Raw genomic sequence first — 18,507 nt, 5'->3', positions numbered from 1 at the left:
ATTTTGTTAGGAATTATGTCCCAGCCTCTTATATCCCTAAGTCTTTCCCCTTTTTGCTTAGCGATTAGTATTGTTTCATATATTGATCGCGTTCCCATTCAGAAACTTGAGTTCTGTAATAGTCCCATTCGATAGATTTAGAATTAATAAATTGATTATAGATGTGATTGCCTAATGCTTTTTTAACTGTATCGTTTTCACGCATTGCTTTTAATGCAGTGTAAAGTGTAGATGGTAAATCTTGAATACCTACTGCTTCACGTTCTTCACGATTCATTTCATAAATATTTTGGTTTACTGGTTCTGGTACTTTAGTTTTGTTTTTAATACCGTCTAAACCAGCTTGTAAGATCGCAGCTAAAGCCATATATGGGTTAGCAGCTGGGTCAACTGAACGTACTTCAATACGAGTTGATAAACCTCTTGAAGTAGGTACACGTACTAATGGAGAACGGTTTTTACCACTCCAAGCAATGTAACATGGTGCTTCGTAACCAGGTACTAAACGCTTATATGAATTGACTAATGGGTTACATACTGCTGTAAATCCACGTGCATTATTTAAGATACCTGCAGTAAAGTGATAAGCATCTTCAGTTAATTGATCTTTGCCGTTTGGATCAAAGAATGCATTTTCTTTACCTTTGAATAAAGATACGTTGAAGTGCATACCACTTCCATTTACACCAAATAATGGTTTTGGCATAAATGTCGCATGTAAATTATGTTTACGTGCAATTGTTTTAACAACTAATTTAAATGTTTGAATGTTGTCACATGCTGAAATTGCATCTGCATATTTGAAGTCAATTTCGTGTTGACCTGGTGCTACTTCATGATGACTTGCTTCGATATCAAAGCCCATATCTTCTAATTCAAGGACGATGTCACGACGACAATTTTCACCTAAGTCAGTTGGTGCTAAGTCGAAGTAACCGCCATTATCATTTAATTCTAATGTTGGTTCACCTTTTTCATCCAATTTGAATAAGAAGAATTCTGGTTCAGGCCCTAAGTTGAAATCTGTATAACCTAAGTCTTCCATTTCTTTTAATATACGTTTTAAGTTCGTACGTGGGTCCCCAGCAAATGGTTCACCATCAGTTGTATAAACATCACAAATTAAACGTGCTACTTTGCCTTGACCTGCTGTCCAAGGGAAGATAACCCAAGTATCTAAATCTGGGTATAAATACATATCTGATTCTTCAATACGTACGAAACCTTCGATTGAAGATCCGTCAAACATCATTTCATTATCTAACACTTTTTCTAATTGGCTTACTGGAACTTCAACATTTTTAATTGTACCTAAGATATCAGTGAATTGTAATCTTAAATATCTTACGTTTTCCTCTTTTGCAAATTTACGAATATCCTCTTTTGTAAAAGTATGTTTTGGCATGGTAGACATCCTCCAAGTTATTAATTAATAAATCGTGATAAATCGCCACGGTTTATCGGTAAAGCTTCACTGCGCGGTTTCTGAGTTGCATCTACAATCATTCTTTTTCTCGTCTCTTGTTCATCAGTAGTTAAGTGCCCTTGATTATTTGTAATTATTTGTTTAATACCTTTTAAATTAAAACCTTTTTCAATTAACGTTTTAATTTCTAACAGTCTCTCTAAGTCATTCATCGAGAATAACCTTTTATTTCCTTCGGTACGTTCGGGCTTAATGAGTTCATGTGTTTCATAATAACGTATTTGTCTTGCTGTGAGTTCTGTCAATTTACAAACAACACTCATAGAGAACACGGCCATATTACGTCTTATTGTATCGTTAGACACTATAACCTCACCTCTACTTTTGAACTTGTCTATAATTTAGCATAGATTAATATGAAATACAAAAATATGTTAGGTTTTCTGACATGAAAATTGAATATTTCTTACATATAAACGTAAAAGCCCATAGATACAGTTATCTACAGGCTTTTTACTATTTAAAAATTATTTTTCAAGACATCAATACGATAGCGTATTCTTATTGTTAAGTTTCATTAATGGTTATCTTCCATATTTGCTTCAAAGTCATCAAGTAATGCTCGAGCTTCATCCACAGTTTCTGTACTCATTAATTGATGCCGTAATTCACTTGCACCTCTAATACCTCGCACATAAATTTTAAAGAAACGTCGTAAACTTTTAAATTGTTGTGTTTCTTCATTTGAATACTTTTCAAATAACTCTAAATGTAATCTAAATAAATCCAAGAGTTCTTTACTTGTATGTTCGCGTGGCTCTTTCTCAAATGCAAAAGGATTATGGAAAATACCTCTTCCTATCATAACTCCATCAATACCATATTTCGTCGCAAGTTCCATTCCTTTTTGTCTATCGGGAATATCACCATTGATAGTTAATAATGTTTGAGGCGCCACTTCATCGCGCATTTCTTTAATGGCTTCAATTAATTCCCAATGTGCATCGACTTTGCTCATTTCTTTACGTGTACGAAGATGGATAGATAAGTTTGCAATGTCTTGCTTAAACACATGTCTTAACCATTCTTTCCATTCCTCTATATTATAATAACCTAGACGTGTTTTAACACTAACAGGTAGTCCACCTGCCTTGGCTGCTTGAATAATTTCAGCTGCTCTTTCTGGTCGTAAAATTAACCCAGACCCTTTACCTTTTTTGGCAACATTTGCGACAGGACAGCCCATATTTAAATCAATACCTTTAAAGCCCATATCTGCTAAACCAAAACTCATTTCTTTAAATTGCTCTGGCTTATCACCCCATATATGAGCAACCATAGGCTGTTCATCTTCACTGAATGTTAAACGTCCTCGTACACTATGTATCCCTTCTGGATGACAAAAACTCTCCGTATTTGTAAATTCAGTAAAAAATACATCTGGTCTCGCTGCTTCACTTACTACATGTCGAAAAACAATGTCTGTCACGTCTTCCATCGGCGCTAAAATGAAAAATGGACGTGGTAATTCATTCCAAAAATTTTCTTTCATAATTGATTTAAACCTTCTTATTCATTAGTATCTCGTATAATTAACCATGATATATTATCATAAAATAAATCCATATACAAAAGGAAATTCACTCTCATTATGTTTATTACTATCTATTTTTGAATATTGTGTTATACTACTTAAATTAAATTCTGTTCTTTTAAATTCATAACCGCACGTGTTACTGCAATTTTAACATGTTCATAAGTTAGACCACCTTGCACATATGCCTCATAAGGCGGACGAATCGGACCATCTGCTGATAATTCAATAGAGGATCCTTGCACAAACGTTCCTGCTGCCATGATGACATCATCTTCATAACCAGGCATATAACTAGGTTCAGGACTAAAGTGTGCATTAATTGGTGAAGCATGTTGAATACTTTGACAAAATGCAATCATCTGTTCTTTTGTATCAAATTGAACGGTTTGAATTAAGTCTGTACGCTTAGCATCGTACTTGGGTACTGTGTTCATATTCATTTTTTCAAGAAGTAAACTTGTAAATAATGAGCCTTTTAAGCTTTGACTCACTACATGCGGTGCTAAAAAGAATCCTTGATACATTTCTTGCAATGAAAATAATGAAGCACCCGCTTCTTTACCAATACCAGGTGCAGTTAAACGATAACCACATCGTTCGATTAAATCTTTTCGTCCTGCAATGTAACCACCAATTTTTGCTAATCCACCACCAGGATTTTTTATTAATGACCCTGCAATTAAATCTGCACCCACTTCTATTGGTTCTCGACGCTCTACAAACTCTCCGTAGCAATTATCCACAAAAATAATTACATTTGGATATCGTTGTTTAATTTGAGAAATAGCAGTTTCTATTTCATCTACTGTAATTGAAGGTCGTTGTCCATACCCTTTTGAACGTTGAATAGCAATAACTTTCGTTTGTTTCGAAATAGTATTTAAAACAGTTTCAACATCAATCATTCCATCTTTTAATGCAACTTCTTTATATGTCACGCCATGCTCTTTGAGACTTTCAATACCATTACCATTAACACCAATCACTTCAAGTAAGGTGTCATAGGGACTACCTGTAATGTACATCAGTTCATCGCCATATTTGAGTGTACTTTGCAATGCTAATGTAATTGCATGAGTACCTGAAATAATTTGAGGTCTAACAAGTGCATCTTCTGCTTTAAACGTATGAGCATATATCTCTTCTAAATGATCACGTCCAAAATCATCATAACCATATCCTGTAGAACCTATTAAATCATTCTCGCTCGCTTTAACATGATGAAAAGCATCAAGAACCTTTTCCTGATTGATATAAGCAGTTTCTTCAATTTCTTTAAATAAGGGTGTTAACGTTTCTTCTACTTTAGAAACGATGTGTTGAATATCTGACATGCAATTTATCTTCCTTTATATATAATTATTTTCTATATCCTTTAACGATATAACTTTCATTATTCTCATCAAATTTCATTTCTTCGATAAGTGTATGTTGTTTTAAAAAGTATAATCTATCTGCATCTTCACTAGATACAGTTTCTAAGTAATATGACAAAGTCGCTTTTATTTGATCAAACAGTAACTGCTTCACTTTTAATTTATCTTCATTATTACGACTTGATACAAATACAGACGGATGGCCTGATACCGGTACATCAGTTTCTTCAGAACATTGATCTTTTTTATTAAAAATGATTGCTTGTGGAAGGTCATCCATATCTAAGTCTTTTACCAATTGATTAACCGTATCATATTGAGCACGATATTCTGGATGACTTGCATCAACGACATGTAGAAGTAAATCAGCACTTTTCGCTTCTTCTAATGTCGACTTAAATGCTGCTACTAATGTTGTAGGCAACTTTTGAATGAAGCCTACGGTATCAGAAATAATTAAATTAAACCCATTGTTAATTTGTATTTGTCGTGTTTTAGGGTCAAGTGTGGCAAATAGTAAATCTTTTTCAAAAGTCGTTTCGTTTGCTAAAACATTAAACCAAGAAGATTTTCCAGCGTTAGTGTAGCCAATAAGTGCAATTTGAAACACTTGATTTTGTTCGCGTTGATTACGATATCTTTCACGATGTTCGACCACTGTTTTAAGTTGAAGTTTAATTTCATTCATACGTGTTCTAATATGACGTCTATCCATTTCTAATTTTGTTTCACCAGGACCACGCGTACCAATTCCCCCGCCTAAACGAGATAAACTTTTTCCATGTCCTTGTAATCTAGGAAGTAAGTAATCGAGTTGAGCTAATTCAACTTGTAATTTACCTTCTCTACTACGCGCTCTTAAAGCAAAAATTTCAAGAATGAGCTGTGTTCTATCGATAATTTTAATGCCCAAATTATCATTTAATGTTTTTGATTGTGCTGTTGTTAATTCATCATTTGTCACAACAACATCGATGTCATGAAATTCTATAAAAGCTTTAATTTCATCAATCTTACCTTTGCCAACATAATATTTATAATCAAATTGATCTTTATTTTGAGTGACTTGTCCTTTAACATCTAATTGACAAGTCAACGCTAAAGCTTCTAATTCTTCCATTGTAGATTCAAAATTATATTGATGATCACTTTGAGCATGTACACCAACTAATACAGCAGTTTCTAACTTTTTCTTTGTATCATAAGTGTGTTGCTGAGCCATGATATACATCTCCTTTTCTAACATGTCTTACATATTCTATCATAGAGCAAGTTTAAAGACTAACGACTAAAACTATGTTAAATTAAAGCTAAATTGAAAGGGTGATAGTATGGAAAATATTTATGATTTTGAAGTTCAAAAATCTAATGGTGAAAATTATAAATTAGATGTATATAAAGGCGATGTTATGCTTATCGTTAATACAGCGAGTGAATGTGGATTTACACCACAATTTGAAGGATTACAAGAACTATATAATAAATATAAGGACCAAGGATTTATTGTTTTAGGTTTCCCATGCAATCAGTTTGGAGGTCAAGAACCTGGTTCTGGTGCTGAAGCAAATCAAAATTGTAAAATTAACTACGGTGTCACATTCCCTATTCATGAAAAAATTGACGTTAAAGGCGATAACCAGCATCCATTGTTCCGTTATTTAACAAGTCAAGCTAAAGGCATGTTAAGTGAAAAAATTAAATGGAATTTCACTAAGTTTTTAGTTGACCGTGAAGGTAATATTGTTCAACGCTTCTCACCTCAGAAAAAACCTGCTCAAATTGAAAAAGATATTGAAAAACTTCTATAAATTAAATAAAAGCTTCAATATAGATGACTATGTCATAGACAATCGTTCTATATTGAAGCTTTGTTTTATTACAAACATTTCCTTTATTTGTTCAAAAGTGCAAAAATTGATGAGAATTTTGCAAGCTACGTATACATTTCGACCGTGGACTACGCTCTAAAATTCAGTAACTTGGCACTTTAATTACAACTTATTCTTCACCTTCGCCTGTAGCTTCTGAATCAGTAGATTCTGTATCCACAGTGAAAGTGCTGATCGCATGTTTGTAAATCAAATGTTGTTTGCCTTGAGAAACTAAGCTAATCATGTATTTATCAAAGTCTTCAATAACACCTTTCATTTGAAAACCATTTAAGAAAAATACAGTAATTTCCGTTTGTTCTGCTTTAAAGTTCTCTAGTGCTTGATCTTGGATGTTTTGGTTTGCAATCATGTTTAGAACTCCTTTTATTTATTTGGGTTGTAATCTCATCTAACATCATTTGAAGTGACATTGTCTCTCTATCAAACCATTGAACATTCATTTTGTTTTTAAACCATGTGAGTTGTCTTTTCGCATATTGCCTTGAATGTTGTTTTAATAATTCTACAGCTGGTTCTAATTCCATTTCTCCTTTTATAACAGGGACAAGTTCTTTGTAACCAATTGCTTGCATACTCTGACTAGATTCAAAACCTTGTTCAACTAGTGCTTTCACTTCATTAAATAATCCGTGGCCCAACATAATATCAACACGTTTATTTATTCTTGTATATAATGTTTTGCGCGACATTTCAATCCCTACTAATAATGTATCATAATTTTCTGTAAATTGTTGAACTTTCTTTCGAGAACTTAAAAGTTTTTTTGTTTTTAAGTAATATTCAATCGCTCTAAGTACTCTTTTTCTATTATTTGGATGAATATCTTTAGCTGATGTTTCATCAAACGATGCTAAGTAACGATGTAAGTCATCATTATTCAATTGATTTAATGCATCTAATTTTTCTTTTACTCTTAATTCTTTTTCTACTGATACATTTTCATCATCAAATGGATAATCGTAAATTAAAGACTGAATATATAAACCTGTACCTCCTGCAATAATAGGTACTTTACCTCTTTTTGTAATATCTTCAATAAGCACTTCTGCTCTTTTTTTAAATTCGTATGCAGAAAATGATTCATCAGGATTTAAGATATCTATTAAATAATGGGGTATCCCTTCCATTTCTGTTTCTGTTACCTTTGCAGTACCTATATTCATTTGACGGTATACTTGCATCGAATCGCCACTAATGATTTCTCCATTCATTTTTTTAGCTAATTCGATACTCAATTCTGTTTTACCCGAAGCTGTCGGTCCTACAATAACTACTAGAAAAGGTTTTTTTGATGCTTGCAATGATTACGCCTCACTCTGATTATTTTTCAATACTTGTTTTTGAATCCAATCAAACATATGATTCCATATCATTTGTTGATCAACTTCAAATAATATTTCATGTCTTCTATTTGCATAAAGTTGTACCGTAATATGTTTAATACCAGCTTTTTTAAATTTTCTGGCCAAGGATTTAATACCTCTGCCATACTCTCCAAAAGGATCATTTTTTCCAGAAATCATCAATATTGGTAACTGTTTATTTATTTTTTTTAATTGACTATAATTTGCAGTACGTGTCATATGTTTTACTGTTTCATAAATTAATTGGTTTGAAACTAAAAAGCCGGTATACTCATCGTTTACGAATTTATCAACTTCTGTAGACTGTGATGAAAGCCAGTCACTTTCAGTTCTTGGTTGATCAATCTTTTTGTTAAATGATTTGTAAACGAGTTGATTGACCCATTTTAAACGCTTGCGCTTCCCAGTAAAAATAGAAATTAATTTCAAACTGATCCCTGCAGGAATTCCTTTCCATTTAGGATATTGTCCTGTTCCAGTTAATATCAATCCATTAGCAAAATTTGGATAAGTTTCAACGAATAAACGTGCAATAATAGATCCCATTGAATGCCCTAATACAATATAGGGTAATCCTTTCTCACTATCATATAATGTTTGTGCAATTTCAAACGCATCTTGAACGACTTGATTCATGCTGTCGTAATGTCCACGTTCTTTCTCATCAATCTCTTTCCCATGTCCTCTATGATTATGTCTAATCACATCATAGCCTTGATGTGTTAAAGCTTTAACAAGTGTTTCGTATCGATCCATATGTTCAGCCATACCATGAAATATATGTACAATACCATAAGTCGCTATGTTTGCTTTATCTACTTTAACTTCTAAAGTTGTTCCATCTTCTACAGTTATTTTATAAGCACTTTGCCCCACGTATATGCCTCCAATCTCTTTCTATAATGGTATTGTTAACAACGTACTATTCCTACTAATATACCTATACTCTTTAATGTTATCAAATAGTTTGTCACTTTTTAATAGGTTATATATACTTTAAACTCAAAAATTTTATCAAAATATAAAAAAAACTGAGATTGAGTGTTTTTACCCAATCTCAGTTGCTATACTATTTTAACTATATTTATTTTTCTGCAGGTTGATGATTACCATGTGTTGCTTCTTCAATAGCTTCATCAACTTCTTTAGAAAATTCATTTTTTTGTTCAGCAGTATAATTTAATAATTTATCTAATTCATCAATGATTGCTTGTTTATATTGTTTAACTGTATTGATGTCAAAATATAATTTACCAGTACGACGAATTAAGAAATCAGTTGGTTTATATACCATTTCGTTTTGTACACTATAAACTAATTGAACGTATAATTCTAATGGCATATTTAAATCTTTTTCATTCGTTAATTGTGCAATTGCGAATAATTTATCTACATTTGAACCGTATTTTGAAGCTAAATTATGTGCCACATCTGTGCTTAATCCAAGTGCTTTACCTTCTTGGACTTTACGATTTACGTAGTTTTCAAAGTTTTTACTACCGCCAACATCTCCACCAGAAATAGGTGTATTTTTAGTTTTGCTATCCGCAAATTTTAGACCATATTCTTGTTTTAAACGCTTAGCTAATAAATCAACAATTTCTAATGCCATGTGACGATATCCAGTTAATTTACCACCAGCAATGGTCAATAATCCTGATTTACCTTCCCAAATTTCATCTTTACGTGAAATTTCTGAAGGATCTTTTCCATCTTCTAAAATTAATGGACGCACGCCAGCCCAAGTTGATTCAATATCAGCATCCGTAACATGCACATCAGGGAACATATAATTGATTGCATCAATTAAATAGTCTCTATCTTCTTGGTTAGTTAAAGGTTTTGTTTTTTCATTATTATAGAATGTATCAGTAGTACCTACATATGCTTTACCTTCACGAGGAATAGCAAAAATCATACGACCATCTTTTTCAGTATCAAAGTAAACCGCTTGACGTAATGGGAATTTTGATTGATCGATAACTACGTGAACACCTTTTGTTAAACGTAATTGTTTATTATTACGTGTATAATCTTTCTTTCTCACTTCGTCTACCCATGGACCAGCAGCATTGATTACTTTTTTAGCGTTGATTTGATACTCTTCACCTGTAAGCATATCTTTTACTTTAATACCACTTACTTTATTTTTAGCATCGTATACGAAGTCAGTAGATTTAGTGTGATTAATGACTTCAGCGCCTTTTTCAGCAGCACGTTTCATCACTTCAATTGTTAAGCGAGCATCGTCAGTACGATATTCTACGTAGTAACCGCCACCTTTTAAACCATCTTTTTTCACAAGAGGTTCTTTATTTAAAGTCGCTTGTTTAGATAACATTTTTTTTCGTTCATAACGTTTAACGCCTGCTAAACGATCGTACATTGTTAACCCGATATTAGTTGTGAATTTACCAAATGTACCCCCTTTATGCATCGGTAATAACATCCATTCAGGAGTTGTTACGTGGGGACCATTTTCATAAACTATTGCACGTTCTTTACCTGTTTCAGCAACAACTTTGATTTGTGCTTGTTTCAAGTAACGTAAACCACCATGTACTAATTTAGTTGAGCGAGAACTTGTACCTTGCGCAAAGTCTTGCATTTCTACTAAAGCTACTTTCATACCACGTTGTGTAGCATCTAATGCAATACCTGCACCAGTAATTCCTCCACCAATAACTACAACGTCAAATTCTTTATTTCTTAAATTCTTTTTAATTAAGTTCCTGTTAAAAGTAGATAATGCCATAATATACCCTCCAAAATTTATATTAAAAAAAGAGAGACCTATACACACAGAAGCATACTGCATGATAACAGGTCTCTCAAATCTCGACTAATGTATTAACTTAATTACATCATAACATATTCTTTGTAACTAAGCCATAATTAAAAATTAATCTTCTAATTTAAAGACTTGAGTAGCTTCTACTGCTTTCTTCCAACCTTTATATAACTTAGTTCTTGTTTCTTCAGACATTTCTGGATTAAATTCTGTTTCTAATTTCCATCTATCAGCAATGTCTTTTTTATCTTCCCAAAAGTCTACAGCCAAACCTGCTAGATAAGCAGCTCCAAGTGCTGTTGTTTCTTGAACTTCCGGACGTTCAACTGATGTATCAACAATATCTGCTTGGAATTGCATTATAAAGTTATTTTTTACTGCGCCACCATCAACACGTAAATTATTTACTTCAATTCCTGAATCTTTAGACATTGCTTCCATAACATCGCGTGTTTGATAACATAAAGATTCTAATGTTGCACGAATGAAATGTTCTTTTTCAGTACCACGAGTTAATCCGAAAATCGCACCACGTGCTTCAGAATCCCAATATGGTGTACCAAGTCCTACGAATGCAGGAACAAAGTAGACATTATCAGTAGAATTAACACGTGTTGCATAGTTTTCAGTTTGCGGTGCAGAATTAATAATTCTTAAACCGTCACGTAACCATTGAATTGCTGATCCAGATACGAAAATTGATCCTTCAAGTGCATAGTTTACTTTACCGTCAAGACCATAAGCAATTGTAGTTAACAATCCACTTTCAGACGTTACAGGTTCTTCACCAGTGTTCATTAACATGAATCCGCCAGTACCATACGTATTTTTCACATCACCACGTTCGAAACAAGCTTGACCAAACAATGCTGCTTGTTGGTCACCAGCAATACCAGCAATTGGTACTTCTTGACCAAAGAAATGATAATCTTTAGTATGTGCATAGATTTCACTAGATTCTTTAACTTCTGGAAGTATTGCTTTAGGAATGTCTAGTAATTCTAATAATTCATCATCCCATTTAAGTTCATGAATGTTATACATTAATGTACGACTGGCATTTGAATAGTCTGTAATATGTGCTTCTCCACCAGATAGTTTCCACACTAACCAAGTATCGATAGTTCCGAATAATAAATCCCCATTTTCGGCTTTCTCTCTTGCACCTTTAACATTATCTAATATCCATCTTACTTTTGTTCCAGAAAAGTAAGGGTCTAATAATAAACCTGTTTTATTACGAAATGTTTTTTCGTGGCCTTGTTCTTTTAATTCATTACAAATATGTTGTGTTTGACGAGATTGCCAAACAATTGCATGATAAATTGGGCGACCTGTTTTCTTATCCCAAATGACCGTAGTTTCACGTTGGTTAGTAATACCAATACCTTTAATTTGTTCAGGATCAATTTCATTTTCATTTATCACTTCAGCCATTACTGCTAATACTGATGTCCAAATTTCATTAGCGTCATGCTCTACCCAACCAGATTTAGGAAAATATTGTTTAAATTCTCTTTGCGCAACGCCTTGAATTTGTCCTTCTTTATCAAATAAAATTGCTCTAGAGCTAGTTGTGCCCTGGTCTATTGACATGATGTATTGTTCCATAATTTTTCTCCTTCTTTCATTCTGACTGTATGTGTTAAGTATCCTTTGAATCACATAGTCAATATATTATATGATTTAAAACTAAAATTTTTCTTTTAATAAATCGATTCAATATCTTTATGTTTATTTGATTTATTAAGCGCTAAACCAATCAGTAATGTAACAATTACAACTACAATGCTAACACCACTCATAAAAGTAAATTCATTTTTATAAAAAACCTGATAAATCACAGCACCTAGCATACCGCCAGCAATTGGTCCTAGTACTGGTACAATAGCATACCACCAATTAGATCCTCCTTTACCAGCAATTGGTAAAATCGCATGTGCAATTCTTGGTCCTAAGTCACGAGCTGGATTAATGGCATAACCTGTAGGCCCACCTAAACTTAAACCTATTGCAATAATTAAACTACCCACAATTAATGGGTTTAATCCATCTGCAATTTTATTTACCCCAATAAATAAAATCCCTAAACTTAAAATAGCAGTTCCAATAATTTCACTTAAAAAGTTAGCAAAATAATTTTTAATAGCAGGTGCAGTAGAGAATACGCCTAATTTTGCACCTTGATCTTTAGTTGCTTTCCAATGTGGTAAATACATTAACCAAACAAGTGTAGCTCCTACAATTCCTCCTAACATTTGACAAACAATATATCCTGGTACTTTTATCCAACTAAAACTTCCCTCAACTGCTAAAGCAATTGACACAGCTGGATTTAAATGGGCTCCAGAAAATTGTCCTACTGCATAAACTCCCATAGTTACAGCTAAGCCCCATCCAGCGGCAATAACGATCCAATCAGATTCTTGTCCAGCGCTACGTTTTAAATTTACATTTGCACATACGCCTCCACCGAACAAAATAAGAATGGCCGTGCCTAAAAACTCTGCTAAATAAGCATTCATGTTTTAACCTCCTACAAGGCAAAGAGACTTCTACAAACTATATAATTAGGGTTGCAGAAATCTCTTCATCTCTCATTCAAATATTAACTTGTATAAATCATACAAAATAATTGTAAGCGTTGTCAATGATTTTTGTAAAAAAATTGTCACAATTTATTTTATAGATTAAAAGAGCGTATTATAATTATTTTTTATCAATACATAAAAAAACCTGAGACATCAATTTTGTCTCAGGTTAAAAATATAATTTCTACCATAATTTTCTGTTACTTGTGGTTACATAACTTGCACCACTATTAATTGCATCATTCACTTCTTTTTCTTCTTCGATTAGCCCACCTGCTATAATTTTAGCAGTCGTTGCTTCTCTTACATTTTCAACAATTTTATGAGCAATACCTGGTAGTACTTCAACATAATCTGGGTCCACTTTCTTTATGAGTTGTATACTACGATTGAGTGCTTGACTATCAATAATAAAAACTCTAAAAATAGTAAGTACATTTAATGATTTTGCTTTTTGAATAACTTTTGTTTTTGTTGAAACAATCCCTTTTGGTTTATAAGTTTGAATGATATATTCACATGCATATTCATCATGTGCCATTCCTTTAATTAAATCAATATGAATATATGCTTCAATGTCATGTTTTTTAAGTAACTCTATAATGCTTCTTAAATGACCTACATGCATATCTAAAAGGACACACACTTTATAATCCGTTTGAATTAATTTCTCTAAATCTTTCATATTTCGAATTGCTGGTAGTACGTGTTCTTTCATTTCTATGCATCCCTTCTACATTACTCGTTTAAATAATTTCTCTAATTCATAATTTGAAAAGTTAATAATAATTGGTCTACCATGAGGACAAGTAAATGGATCTTCCGCTTCTCTTAATTGATCAATTAAATCTGCCATTTCATTCTTTTTTAAATAATGATTTGCTTTAATTGACTTCTTACAACTCATCATAATAGCTGCGTCTTCACGCATTTTTTTAACGTCAATTTTTTTATGATTTAATACGAGTTCAATCATATCTTTAATAATTTCCTCTGCTTCCACTTTAGGAAACCATACTGGATAACTATTTACAATATAGTCATATCCACCAAAATGTTCTAAATGGACCCCTACTTTATCAAGTTCTTCTCGATATTGATCAATAATTAATTGCTCGTCTTTTGAGAAGTGAAATGTTAAAGGAATTAACAAATCTTGTACTTCATTTGATACTTCGCCTATCTTTTCTCTGAAATATTCGTATTTAATACGTTCTTGTGCAGCATGTTGATCTATCATAAACATTCCATTTTCATTTTGAGCAATAATATAGGTACCGTGTACTTGGCCAACTACTTCCATATATGGCACACGTCGAGACGGTGTTGAACTTACTTTACCTTTAATATCTTGTTCTTCTTGATTTGTAACATTCTCTTGAAAGTCATCATTTTCATCATAATTATAAATATTGGTTTCATCATGTCGAGTGTTATCGATTGAAGATTCGGCACGATCTAAACTATTTAAAATATCTTTTTGAATGTCGAAGTAATCTTTATCCATACTACGTTTATTATTATAGACACTAGAATTTTCGTTATCTTCTCTAGTGTAAGAATCATCAGAGGTATGTGCTTCATCATATTGATGACTTATTGTTGAAAAGGTATTGTTAGTCGAAATGTTGGGGTCATTTTTATTTTCTAATTGTTTTGTCTCATTTGAAATATTTTGTTGTTTTTGTTCAAAATCGATTTTTTGTTGTTCAAATGTATGCAATACTTTATTTTTTTTAGGTGTTCGATCTAAATCGTTTTTAGGAATTAATATTCTATCTTTAAATGCATGTCTAATTTTTTCAATAATTAAATTATAAAGTTGTTCTTCTTTTGAAAGTCTAACTTCAAGTTTCGTTGGATGCACATTGACATCTACTAAAATTGGATCCATTTCTATATTGATATAGCAAATAGGGTAACGACCTATGGTTAGAAGTGTATGATATCCTTCAGTAATAGCTTTATTTAAAGCGAAATTTTTGATATATCGACCATTAATAAAAATTGAAATATAATGTTTATTACTACGAGAATGTTCCGGTTTAGCAACAAATCCTTCTAAATGATAGTCACTAGTATCGCCAGAAATGTGAACTAAATCTTTTGCAACTTTAATACCATATATTTCAGCCATCACTTCATTTGTTCTTCCAGAACCATTCGTTTTTAACATCGTTTTTCCATCAGATATAAGTGAAAAGCGAATGTTTGGATGACTCATTGCCATTCGATTAACAATATCTGTAATTTTTCCTAATTCTGTATATAAACTTTTAATATATTTTAACCGAGCTGGCGTATTATAAAATAATGATTCTACTTTAATATCTGTTCCTTTTTTGGCTTTTGCTGGTTTTTGAGATAATATTTCACCATTTTCAGCATAAATTTCGTGACCATTTTCATTATCTGTACACGTTTTAAGTGTCACTTTAGCTACAGATGAAATACTGGCCAGTGCTTCACCTCGAAACCCTAATGTTCTGATATGAAACAAATCGTCATCATCATTTATTTTACTGGTAGCATGGCGATGAAAAACAAGTTGCAAATCATCTTGCTCAATTCCAGTTCCATTGTCGACTACACGAATTGAGGAAATACCTGATTGTTCTACTTCTATATTAATTTCAGTCGCCTTAGCATCAATTGCATTTTCAAGTAATTCTTTTACTACTGAACTAGGACGTTCAACCACTTCTCCTGCAGCAATTTTATTTGCTAAAGATGTTTGTAATTCTTTAATTTTACCCATGTATTAACACCTCTATCTTAACTGATTTTGTAATTCGCTTAACTTAAGTAATGCTTCAATAGGTGTCATATTTGAAATATTTAAATTTTTAATTTGTGCTTCTATTTCACTTTGTGTTTCATTCGAATTAAATAAGTCAAAACTTGTTTGTTCAAACACATCTGTTTGTTTAATAGTTGAGTGTTCTTCCTTATTATTTAAATGATTCTTATTTTCAATATCTTTAGAGTTGTCATTATAATGTTGACGATGGACATTCTCATCTAATACTCCATTTTGTTCAAACGCATTTAAAATAACTTGAGCTCTTTCAATTACTTTCTCAGGAAGATTTGCTAATTTAGCAACTTGAATACCATAACTATCATCAACGGCACCCTCTTTAACTTTATGAAGGAAAATAAGTTCACCTTGATACTCATCTGCTGCTACATGTACATTTTTTAAACTAGATAGCTGTTGATCTAATGTTGTTAATTCATGATAATGGGTTGAAAAAAGCGTCTTAGCATGTGATGTTTCAGATACATATTCAATCATAGCTTGCGCTAGAGATAAGCCATCATATGTTGACGTTCCTCGTCCGATTTCATCAAAGATGATTAAACTATCTGCTGTTGCGTATGTTAATGCTTTTTGTGCTTCTAGCATTTCAACCATAAAGGTACTTTTACCGGATACTAAATCATCTGCTGCACCAATTCTTGTAAAAATTTGATCAAAAATCGGTAATATTGCATTATCACATGGTACATAAGCTCCCATTTGTGCCATGATACTAATGATTGCCACTTGTCGCATATAAGTTGATTTACCGGACATATTTGGGCCAGTAATCAAATAAATAAAGTTATTTTGATCAAGATAACAATCATTTGGTACATAATCATTATAATCCATCACACGTTCTACAACAGGATGTCTAGAATTTTCTAAGTTCAATGTTTTATCATCACTAAATTTTGGTCTAACATAGTTATATTTTTGTGCAATTTCTGCAAAACTTTGTAAACAATCAAGCTCTGATATCACTTTTGCTTGTCTTTGTAATCTTTCAGTATATGATTTAACATGCTCTCTCAATCGAATAAACAGTTGATATTCTAATTCAATTGCTTTATCTTCTGCACCTAAAATAATATCTTCTTTTTCTTTTAATTCGTCTGTAATAAATCTTTCTGCATTAGATAAAGTTTGTTTACGATGATAGCCATGCTCGCTTGGTTCGAATCCTTGAAGATTAGCACGTGTGATTTCAATAAAGTAACCAAAAACTTTATTGTAGCTAATTTTTAAAGATTTGATACCTGTTCTTTCACGTTCTTTCGCTTGAAGTTGTGCGAGCCAATCTTTTCCATTTTTAGATGCTTCTAAATACTCATCTAGTTGTTTACTGAATCCTTGTTTGAACAGCCCCCCATCTTTAACTGAAATAGGTGGTTCTTCTACTAAACTATCTTCCAAGACTGTCAGTAAATCTTCTAATGGTTCTAATGTGCTAAACTGCGTTGTTGTCACACTATTCATTTGTTCAAGAAGTGATTTAATATTTGGAATTTCAGAAATAGAATGTTTGAGTTGAATCAAATCACGAGCATTTACATTTCCATAACTTACTCGTCCTACTAATCTTTCAATATCATATACTTGATTAAGGTAACCTCTTAGAGTATCTCTTTCTATAAAATGATCAATAAATGATTCTACGATATCTAATCGTTGTTCAATATTGTCTTTATGAATAAGTGGGCGATCAATCCACTGTTTCAAGCGTCTTGCACCCATAGGTGTTTTTGTTTCATCCATTAACCATAACAATGTTCCTTTTTTACTTTTTAAACGTATGCTTTCAGTAAGCTCTAAATTGCGTTTTGCATAATAATCCATTTTCATAAAGTCAATCGCCGCATAGGTTATCACGTCTTCAATATGAGACAAATCTCTTTTTTGAGTATGATGAATATAATCTAACAATAATTGTGTTGTCAAAAACATTAAATTATTTTCTAATGTATTGACACTATATTCCATATCAGAAATTTCTTCTCTAACTGTAATCGTTTCTGTAGTAAGTGAAATTTGTTTTTTTAAATCTTCATTTATGTCTTCTCGTACTACAATTTCATTTGGGTTAATCGTAATGATTTCATTAATTAACGTGCTTTCATCTTCAAAATTGGTAGCTTTTAATTCACCAGTAGAAACATCACAATAACTTAATGCGTATCCATTTTCATTCTGAATGAAGCTAAGAATATAATTATTTTGATTTTCATCCATTCCGCCTTGTTCCATCATTGTTCCAGGTGTGACTACTTTAACTACTTCTCTTTTAACCATGCCTTTAGTTTGTTTTGGATCTTCCATCTGTTCACAAATAGCAACTTTATATCCATTGTTAATAAGTGTTTCAATATAGCTATTTGCTGAGTGATACGGAACACCACACATTGGAATTGGATTTTCTTTTTTAGCATCTCTTTTAGTTAAAGTAATTTCTAATACTCTAGATGCTTCTTTAGCATCTTCAAAGAACATTTCATAAAAATCACCTAATCTAAAAAACAATAAGCAATCTTGATATTGAGATTTTATTTTTAAATATTGTTGCATCATAGGTGTCACATTAGCCATATTTTTTTCACAACCTTACTGATATATACTTGTTTCTCACATTTTAACTTGTATATTTTAACATATGTCATACTGAAG

General features: G+C 32.2%; 15 protein-coding genes. 1 reads left to right on the top strand and 14 read right to left on the bottom strand.

All coding sequences use genetic code 11. The features are described from left to right. Nucleotides 1-64 precede the first annotated feature (64 nt). The 5 genes from glnA to hflX all read right to left on the bottom strand — a co-directional run bounded on the left by glnA (nt 65) and on the right by hflX (nt 5,621). Nucleotides 65-1,405: a type I glutamate--ammonia ligase gene (gene glnA, locus HMPREF2561_RS08595; protein ID WP_017174642.1), complete on the bottom strand. Its 1,341-nt coding sequence runs from the start codon at nt 1,403-1,405 to the stop codon at nt 65-67. A 20-nt stretch (nt 1,406-1,425) separates the two neighbouring features. Further along, nucleotides 1,426-1,794: a MerR family transcriptional regulator gene (locus tag HMPREF2561_RS08590; protein ID WP_025987220.1), complete on the bottom strand. Its 369-nt coding sequence runs from the start codon at nt 1,792-1,794 to the stop codon at nt 1,426-1,428. Between the two features lie 209 nt (nt 1,795-2,003). After that, nucleotides 2,004-2,978, bottom strand: coding sequence for a tRNA dihydrouridine synthase (locus HMPREF2561_RS08585; protein ID WP_049379239.1), 975 nt, complete (start codon nt 2,976-2,978; stop codon nt 2,004-2,006). Between the two features lie 140 nt (nt 2,979-3,118). Beyond that, entirely contained in the window at nt 3,119-4,357 is a 1,239-nt protein-coding gene (locus HMPREF2561_RS08580; protein WP_070468680.1) for a methionine gamma-lyase family protein, read from the bottom strand. Between the two features lie 25 nt (nt 4,358-4,382). Continuing rightward, nucleotides 4,383-5,621: a GTPase HflX gene (hflX, locus tag HMPREF2561_RS08575; protein ID WP_070468677.1), complete on the bottom strand. Its 1,239-nt coding sequence runs from the start codon at nt 5,619-5,621 to the stop codon at nt 4,383-4,385. Nucleotides 5,622-5,730: 109 nt separating this feature from the next. Here hflX and HMPREF2561_RS08570 point away from each other — a divergent pair, with 109 nt between their 5' ends. Continuing rightward, entirely contained in the window at nt 5,731-6,207 is a 477-nt protein-coding gene (locus tag HMPREF2561_RS08570) for a glutathione peroxidase (protein WP_037541002.1), read from the top strand. Between the two features lie 190 nt (nt 6,208-6,397). On the opposite strand, the gene hfq is transcribed toward HMPREF2561_RS08570, so the two are convergent. The 9 genes from hfq to mutS all read right to left on the bottom strand — a co-directional run bounded on the left by hfq (nt 6,398) and on the right by mutS (nt 18,429). Then, complete coding sequence (gene hfq, locus HMPREF2561_RS08565; protein ID WP_002448741.1) at nt 6,398-6,640, bottom strand: RNA chaperone Hfq; 243 nt, start codon at nt 6,638-6,640, stop codon at nt 6,398-6,400. Beyond that, nucleotides 6,594-7,592: a tRNA (adenosine(37)-N6)-dimethylallyltransferase MiaA gene (gene miaA / locus HMPREF2561_RS08560; protein WP_037541000.1), complete on the bottom strand. Its 999-nt coding sequence runs from the start codon at nt 7,590-7,592 to the stop codon at nt 6,594-6,596. The genes hfq and miaA overlap by 47 nt, the downstream gene beginning before the upstream one ends. Before the next feature lie 3 nt (nt 7,593-7,595). After that, nucleotides 7,596-8,531, bottom strand: a complete 936-nt coding sequence (locus HMPREF2561_RS08555) for an alpha/beta hydrolase (RefSeq protein ID WP_002448832.1) — start codon at nt 8,529-8,531, stop codon at nt 7,596-7,598. A 208-nt stretch (nt 8,532-8,739) separates the two neighbouring features. Then, nucleotides 8,740-10,410: a glycerol-3-phosphate dehydrogenase/oxidase gene (locus HMPREF2561_RS08550; protein ID WP_002488651.1), complete on the bottom strand. Its 1,671-nt coding sequence runs from the start codon at nt 10,408-10,410 to the stop codon at nt 8,740-8,742. A 147-nt stretch (nt 10,411-10,557) separates the two neighbouring features. Further along, a complete protein-coding gene (gene glpK, locus HMPREF2561_RS08545; RefSeq protein ID WP_061815408.1) occupies nt 10,558-12,057 on the bottom strand; it encodes a glycerol kinase GlpK in 1,500 nt (499 codons plus the stop codon). A gap of 95 nt (nt 12,058-12,152) precedes the next feature. After that, entirely contained in the window at nt 12,153-12,971 is an 819-nt protein-coding gene (locus HMPREF2561_RS08540; RefSeq protein WP_070468675.1) for an MIP/aquaporin family protein, read from the bottom strand. 250 nt (nt 12,972-13,221) lie between these two features. Continuing rightward, nucleotides 13,222-13,755: a glycerol-3-phosphate responsive antiterminator gene (locus HMPREF2561_RS08535; protein WP_017174634.1), complete on the bottom strand. Its 534-nt coding sequence runs from the start codon at nt 13,753-13,755 to the stop codon at nt 13,222-13,224. 15 nt (nt 13,756-13,770) lie between these two features. Continuing rightward, nucleotides 13,771-15,795 carry a DNA mismatch repair endonuclease MutL gene (gene mutL / locus HMPREF2561_RS08530; RefSeq protein WP_037540998.1) on the bottom strand — a complete coding sequence of 675 codons (2,025 nt, stop codon included), beginning with the start codon at nt 15,793-15,795 and terminating at the stop codon, nt 13,771-13,773. A 12-nt stretch (nt 15,796-15,807) separates the two neighbouring features. Continuing rightward, entirely contained in the window at nt 15,808-18,429 is a 2,622-nt protein-coding gene (mutS, locus tag HMPREF2561_RS08525; protein WP_017174632.1) for a DNA mismatch repair protein MutS, read from the bottom strand. Nucleotides 18,430-18,507: the final 78 nt, after the last annotated feature.

This window comes from Staphylococcus sp. HMSC069E10 (genome assembly GCF_001809205.1).
GTDB lineage: Bacteria > Bacillota > Bacilli > Staphylococcales > Staphylococcaceae > Staphylococcus > Staphylococcus hominis.
This window is presented reverse-complemented; position numbering and strand designations above follow the sequence as displayed.